The organism is Candidatus Nanopusillus massiliensis (assembly GCF_920984865.1).
In genome coordinates this window covers 104,883-111,112 of sequence record NZ_OV100765.1, presented here as the reverse complement: position 1 = coordinate 111,112, position 6,230 = coordinate 104,883, and the positions used below count along the sequence as shown (strand labels likewise).

The window sequence follows — 6,230 nt, the reverse complement described above, 5'->3', positions numbered from 1 at the left end:
ATATTGTACTACAAAGAAAACAATTGATGTACCTGTTTTTCCCACATTGATAAAAACAAATTTTCATATTTTTTATATACATCCTTATTTATAAGTAATGATAATGCCAAGGCTATTTCTATTCCTATAAGTAATAAGATTGTCGCTGCAATTAAAAATATATATGTATAAAAGTAAAATGAATAGTTTATCATAATTTATTAATAAATAATTTTTTTATAGCCCATATAGATATGAACAAATAATGGTATATATATTAATTCAAAAGCTATTGCAATAGGAACAACTCCCGGATTTGAATTTGCAGCATCTCTTGTTAATAGTATTCCATATATTGTCCATGGTTGCCTTCCAACTTCCGTAGCAACCCATCCAGTTTCCGAAGGAAATTAAAGATAATACAGATAATAATATTAATCCGTATAATAATAATTTATTCATATAAAATGTGTATTTTGGATTTAAACTAAATTTTTTATCTTTTTTATCTTCTTTTGAAATTATTAAAGAGATCAATCCATATAATGATATAAAGAATATTAAGAATCCAAATATTGCCAGTAATCAAAAGAATTATGTGCTATGTACTANNATTTGGTGAAGGTATATAAGACTCATTGGCATATATTCCAGGANCAATTGTATTTGGATTAAACTCNCATATAATAATAAACTTTGCAAATTTGGAATTTTTATTGAATCAATTAATGTATAATTGTTTGTAACAATTCCAAATAAATTTTCAGGTGCATTAGACAATATTTCCATTCAAATTGCCCTNTAATGCTGCATACTTANNTGGTTGATATTTTGCNAAGGTATCTCAGCTGGATTTATTCCTGATACTCCTAATAATAATATTGATAAGAATAATCTGAGAATTGCTAATTTCAAAGCTTTTCCATATATTTTTATATTTTCAATATCTTTTTCTTTCAATATTTTATAGGAAATAACTAATACAAATATTGATAAACCAAATTCTAATGATGCTAAAATTCCATGAAATACTTCAATAAATTCTATTGGAGTAAAAAATATGGAATTTGGATTTATACAATATATTGACCATTCAAATATTCAATTCCTACAGGATAATTCATAAAAGCATTAAATGTTATTATTAAAAAACCAGACATCGCTGCAAATATTCCAATTAAATACATAAATATTGGATGTAATATCGAATTATTATATTTTTTAAATGAGTAGAAATATATACCTACAAATAAAGATTCCATGAAGAATGCTAAAATTTCTATATATAATGATATAATTGCTGTATTACTCACTATTTGCATAAATTTTGGGAATAATATATACATTTCAGGAGCAACAATTGTACCAGACAATGTTCCTATTGCAAATAAAACTAATATTAATGTCGATATTCTTTGTGCTAAATTTTTTATACTTTCATCTTTCTTTAATATTCCATATAATGCTAATGTTCCAATTGCAAAGGGCATTGCAATTGTAATTGATGCTATTATAATATGTATAGCAAGAGATGATGCAAAAACAATCCTATTAATATCATAGACAGGTAACATAAAAATGTTTATGGTTTATGTATTTAAAAAATTTATTTAAAGAATAAATACAGCTGTTGATATAACAGTACTATATTTTTCTACCTTTGTTTTTCTATATATTTCAAATTCCTTATCTATTTCTATATTATACATAGACTCTAGCATATTTTTCGCCATATTTTTTGCATATCCTTCTTCTTTTCCAGTATATTATCCATGGTATTCCGTAAAAGATCCATTATATTTTTTATCCTTGGGTAAATGCTACTCCAACTCAGAGAATATTTCTTTACCCTCTTCATTTGATGTAAATCTTGCTAGAACACAAAATACAATCTGACCTGCCTTTAAATATTTTAATCCCTCATTTATGTCAATAATTTTTACATTCGGTGGTGCTATACTAGATACTGGAACTAGATTAAACTTTTCTATTTTTGCTTCTCTCAATGCATATTCAAAACTTAATAGTGGATCATCCGCTATACCTATACCAGAGGTAAAGAAAACTTTTTTCGGTACGAGACTCCGCGGGTCATAAAATAAAAATTACTTTTATAGCTTTATAAACAAATCATCTAGAAGAAGATGCCAATCTTTCTAGTTCTAATTTCTTTTGTATTGCAAATGCTTCTACAGAATTATTATACGCATTTATTATTTCTTTTGCCAATGCACTTGCCATATCTTTTTTATTTCTAGAACTATGATATGCTCCCCAAACAAATGCCTTATAGCAAAATCAATTCTTCTTGAAGGTGAAATATCTACTGCTTTTGGATATCTTGCACCAGCAATTTCTATATTTGTTATTTCTTCTCTTGGAGCAGCATTTTCTATTGCTTTTGTCAATACTTTTATTGGATTTTGTTTTGTTTCTTTTTCAATTATTTCAAATGCCTCAACTAATATTTTTAATACTTTATGATATTCTCCAGAAGCATAATATGATGTAAACTTATGCTTTCCCCCATAACAACCTGGTGTCAATAATCTACCAATTAATCTCTCTATAANTGGCATATTTTTTCTTCCAAATCTTCTATTTTGATATCTACCTTTTGTCTTTGGAACAACATATGGTTTTAAATTCATAAATGCTCTTAATGTTTCATCTTCTACATCTATTTCATATTTCCACCTTCCAATAAATTTCAAATCATCAATATTATTTACCATTAAAAATAATATTAAAAGATAAATTAAAAAATTATTCTTATTCTCTTATTGCCTTAACTAAAATTGGTTTTAGTGTTAGTACAAATAGTACTACGATGCCCCATGCAAATATGCTCTCCATACTTGTTGAAATATTTGAATATCCAACAGTTAATACTGATAGCGATGATATAACGAATATTGAATATATAAATACTTGAATGAATGGTTTTACATTCTTATAATATGAATTTTCGTTTACATTTTCTGTTATATACTTCATTACAATTAATCCAATTGATAATACAACAAATACACTTATTATATTATTAAATAATGTAGATTGGAATCCTAATAATCCTAGAGAATAGTATGTTATTATCCATACAAATCCTACAAATAGTAATAGTTTCAATAATTCTGCTACATATTCATTATATCCTTCAATTAATATATATAGATATGATGTAAAGAATATTGAGAATATTACACCAGCTGCTATTATTAATACAAATATTGACATTAACAATAATGAAGAAGAAACCATCATTGTCCATTGTAATACATTAGTTACATAAGAATACTGTGTTGCTGTTAATACATTTGGCATCAATGGCAATATATCATTAAATACTAATATTCGTAATATTATTCCAACTAAATATGATAATAGGCTTTCTAATTTATTTCTGGCATTTTGCTAAATGTTGATTTTAATTTCTCATATAAATTCCCTATTTTTATATATTTTGCAAATAGCCAGTCCAATACTTTATATACTATCCATCCAACAAAATAACCTATTAAGCACTACCTACTACTAAAAAACCAATATAATAACCTATAGCTACCAATAGGCTATATACCATTTATTTTTTATGTAATAAAATTATATAAATATTGTTTTTGTTATTAGAAAATAGCAACTATTTCTTCTTCTTTCTATAATAAAATTGCCTATATAAAATTATTAAAATAAGAAACTATCTTCTAGCTTTTTCTATCTTACCCTTTCTTAATAATTCCAAAGGTTGTCCATTTGCTAGTATTACCTTATATCTTACTCCAGGTATTGAACCTCTAGTTCTTCCCTTTGGTCCTCCTATTCCAACTATTAATACTTCATCATGTTCATCAATATATTTTATTGCCTTATCACCTGGAGCAAATGATGTAACAATTTTTCCATTTTTCTTTAATTGCACTTTTACACATTTTATCATTCCAGAATATGGCTGTCTTTTTTCAATCTGTACTTTTTCTAATACAATTCCTGATGCCATTGGACTTCCTTCCAAAGGATCATATTTTTCTTTTAATTTCAATATTCTTCTCTTCCATTCTTTCTTACTCCATCTAAATTTTTTTCTATTTTCAACTAATTTCTTAGCAGCAAATAATCCATTAGCCATTCTTTAATATAGATCTAACAGAAATTTTAAATGGCTTTTTCAATAGCAATAGCTACTTCTTCATTTGAGTAATTTAATACCTCTACTTCAAAATTTCCCAACTTCTGATATTATTCTATGTCCTTTTTTATATTTTCAGGAACATTTTTTGCTAAAAATATTTTTTCTACCTCTCCTCTTTTAATCTTTTTCAAAGTTCTATTATATCCAATAACTATCTTTTTCTCATCAACAATTTTCTTTCTTAAATCATCAAATGTTACCATAAAATTTTTCTATATAAAAAATATTTTTATTCCTTATCTTCCTTTTTATTTCCTACAAAATATATATCATATAAACCTGTACCTAAGTATATTGGTTGAATTCATTATAACATTTTCTATTCCACTTACTACCTTATCAGACTGTCCCATCATTGAAGACCTAACAAATATAGGAATTGGAGTTTCAAATGCTGCTTTTGATAATGTAAATTCTTTTTCTGCATGTAATCCATATCTATTTATACCTAAATATGTCCCATACCATGTCAACATATCTGCTACTAACATAAAGTGTCTTACATTTACACTAAGACCCTGATCTTCATATAATTTAACTAATTCCTGTAATATTGCAGCTCTATCAGGTTCTGTTCCAAAAACCTTTTCTATTTCTCTTAGATCATTTGTATATACTCTTGTATAATCTACCTCCGGTATTTTCATAATTTTAATAACTTAGATCCAACAGTATATATTTCATATTCGTTATTTTTTTCATCCTTATATAGTAATTGTACCCTTCATTCCTTTTATTCCTTTTATTAATATTTTCTTTACCATTTCTTTAAGCAAATATAATTCCCTAGCAGATAATTTTCAAGCAATTACATATATATTTTGCTTATCACTCTCAACCTTATATTTCTTTATTTTCTTTTTTAATATTCTATATACTTCATCAAATGTTAATTCTTCATTCTTCAATTTTTCTTTATCCAAACTAATAATTATTTTATTTTCAAATACATCCAATGTTATTGATGATAAGAGATCTTCCTATAATAATTCCTTTATCTTTTTTGCAACATTTTGGACTACATTTAAATCATTTTTATATTCATCAATAACCTTATTATCATATATCTCTGTTTCATTTTCTTTTTTGCATCAGTAATTTCTGTGATTCTAGGTAAACCCAAAGAAACCTGCTGAACAAATATACCTACAAAGTGGAATGATCTTAATATCATCTGTGTAGTTGGTTCCCCTATTGATTGAGCAGCAACTACTCCAACAGCTTCCCCTGGATCTATTATAAATTTATATGAAAAATCTTCTACAATTTTTCTTAATTTTTCATCTTCTATTTTTTCTAGATCCTTTTTTATTTTTTCTGGTAGTTCCATCTTTATTTTTTCCGTCATTAAGGTTTTAAAATTTGCCCCAGTAAATTTACATCTAATTTTACATTTATTGATTTATGTACTGCAACACCATCACCTCCATAAACAAATTGTACAATCCTATTATAGGCATTATAGGCATCTAAATCATCATTTACATGTAGATCATATAAACTTAATACTAATCTTCTATAGAAATATCCAGATTGTAGCAGTTCTTATTGCTGTATCCATTAAAGAATCCCTACCAGGTAATGCATGGAAGAACATTTCCCATGGTTTTAATCCATCTCTATAAGAACTTATTACCCAACCATGATATTTTGGNNNATATACATTTCTTTCATATATTGATAAATTCCTTCTTCTATAACCAAAATCTATAAATCTTCCTCTAAATGCTTGAAATCCTAAAGATCCAACCATCCTAACAGCATTCTGCCAATCACCTCTTGCACCAGTTACAGACATAATATATGTACCAGTATCTTTTTTCATATATTTCCTAAGAACATCTTGTATTTTTGTAACACTTTCAGATATTGTCTGCATAGATTTTAATTCATATGTTTGCTGTAAACTTCTATCAGCAATCCTTTCAAGAGTTCCTTCAGTATATTGCTTATATAGATCATTGAATGTTTTTTGTGTATCATCTACTATCTTTTTTATTTCTTCTTTTGCTTCTTTTGGTAAATCAAAATCTGAAATTGACATTGTAATTCCTAAATTATA

11 protein-coding genes and 2 pseudogenes are annotated in these 6,230 nt (G+C 26.2%); all 13 read right to left on the bottom strand.

Annotated elements, in window-relative coordinates; all coding sequences use genetic code 11:
- Window positions 1–200: 200 nt before the first annotated feature.
- Window positions 201–371 (bottom strand): annotated as a pseudogene (locus LUA84_RS04605) (cytochrome ubiquinol oxidase subunit I); the annotation flags it as partial.
- A gap of 681 nt (window positions 372–1,052) precedes the next feature.
- Complete coding sequence (locus LUA84_RS00885) at window positions 1,053–1,553, bottom strand: cytochrome ubiquinol oxidase subunit I (RefSeq protein ID WP_231433998.1); 501 nt, start codon at window positions 1,551–1,553, stop codon at window positions 1,053–1,055.
- 36 nt (window positions 1,554–1,589) lie between these two features.
- The gene (locus LUA84_RS04035; RefSeq protein ID WP_256443477.1) at window positions 1,590–1,712 is read right to left on the bottom strand and encodes a hypothetical protein; all 123 of its coding nucleotides are present in this window, start codon (window positions 1,710–1,712) and stop codon (window positions 1,590–1,592) included.
- A gap of 87 nt (window positions 1,713–1,799) precedes the next feature.
- Window positions 1,800–2,045: pseudogene (locus LUA84_RS00880) on the bottom strand (pyruvoyl-dependent arginine decarboxylase); the annotation flags it as partial.
- A gap of 64 nt (window positions 2,046–2,109) precedes the next feature.
- Window positions 2,110–2,220 carry a hypothetical protein gene (locus LUA84_RS04030; protein WP_256443476.1) on the bottom strand — a complete coding sequence of 37 codons (111 nt, stop codon included), beginning with the start codon at window positions 2,218–2,220 and terminating at the stop codon, window positions 2,110–2,112.
- Window positions 2,193–2,630, bottom strand: a complete 438-nt coding sequence (locus LUA84_RS04025; protein WP_457913318.1) for a hypothetical protein — start codon at window positions 2,628–2,630, stop codon at window positions 2,193–2,195. The genes LUA84_RS04030 and LUA84_RS04025 overlap by 28 nt, the downstream gene beginning before the upstream one ends.
- Before the next feature lie 121 nt (window positions 2,631–2,751).
- On the bottom strand, window positions 2,752–3,312 hold the full coding sequence (locus tag LUA84_RS00870; protein WP_231433997.1) for a hypothetical protein: 561 nt from the start codon (window positions 3,310–3,312) through the stop codon (window positions 2,752–2,754).
- 364 nt (window positions 3,313–3,676) lie between these two features.
- Entirely contained in the window at window positions 3,677–4,105 is a 429-nt protein-coding gene (locus LUA84_RS00865) for a 30S ribosomal protein S12 (protein ID WP_231433996.1), read from the bottom strand.
- A gap of 110 nt (window positions 4,106–4,215) precedes the next feature.
- Complete coding sequence (locus LUA84_RS00860) at window positions 4,216–4,371, bottom strand: ribosomal L7Ae/L30e/S12e/Gadd45 family protein (protein ID WP_231433995.1); 156 nt, start codon at window positions 4,369–4,371, stop codon at window positions 4,216–4,218.
- A 66-nt stretch (window positions 4,372–4,437) separates the two neighbouring features.
- Window positions 4,438–4,815, bottom strand: coding sequence for a hypothetical protein (locus tag LUA84_RS00855; RefSeq protein ID WP_231433994.1), 378 nt, complete (start codon window positions 4,813–4,815; stop codon window positions 4,438–4,440).
- Between the two features lie 153 nt (window positions 4,816–4,968).
- The gene (locus LUA84_RS00850; protein ID WP_231433993.1) at window positions 4,969–5,124 is read right to left on the bottom strand and encodes a hypothetical protein; all 156 of its coding nucleotides are present in this window, start codon (window positions 5,122–5,124) and stop codon (window positions 4,969–4,971) included.
- Window positions 5,125–5,192: 68 nt separating this feature from the next.
- Complete coding sequence (locus LUA84_RS00845; RefSeq protein ID WP_231433992.1) at window positions 5,193–5,516, bottom strand: hypothetical protein; 324 nt, start codon at window positions 5,514–5,516, stop codon at window positions 5,193–5,195.
- Window positions 5,517–5,684: 168 nt separating this feature from the next.
- The gene (locus LUA84_RS00840; RefSeq protein WP_231434528.1) at window positions 5,685–6,212 is read right to left on the bottom strand and encodes a hypothetical protein; all 528 of its coding nucleotides are present in this window, start codon (window positions 6,210–6,212) and stop codon (window positions 5,685–5,687) included.
- Window positions 6,213–6,230 lie beyond the last annotated feature (18 nt).

Excerpts from the sequence above, each read along its gene's own strand:
- LUA84_RS04035 (WP_256443477.1), bottom strand. The coding sequence starts at position 1,712 with ATGGCGAAAAATATGCTAGAGTCTATGTATAATATAGAAATAGATAAG.
- LUA84_RS04030 (WP_256443476.1), bottom strand. The coding sequence starts at position 2,220 with ATGGCAAGTGCATTGGCAAAAGAAATAATAAATGCGTATAATAATTCT.
- LUA84_RS00885 (WP_231433998.1), bottom strand. The coding sequence starts at position 1,553 with ATGTTACCTGTCTATGATATTAATAGGATTGTTTTTGCATCATCTCTT.
- LUA84_RS00860 (WP_231433995.1), bottom strand. The coding sequence starts at position 4,371 with ATGGTAACATTTGATGATTTAAGAAAGAAAATTGTTGATGAGAAAAAG.
- LUA84_RS00865 (WP_231433996.1), bottom strand. The coding sequence starts at position 4,105 with ATGGCTAATGGATTATTTGCTGCTAAGAAATTAGTTGAAAATAGAAAA.
- LUA84_RS00855 (WP_231433994.1), bottom strand. The coding sequence starts at position 4,815 with ATGAAAATACCGGAGGTAGATTATACAAGAGTATATACAAATGATCTA.
- LUA84_RS00845 (WP_231433992.1), bottom strand. The coding sequence starts at position 5,516 with ATGACGGAAAAAATAAAGATGGAACTACCAGAAAAAATAAAAAAGGAT.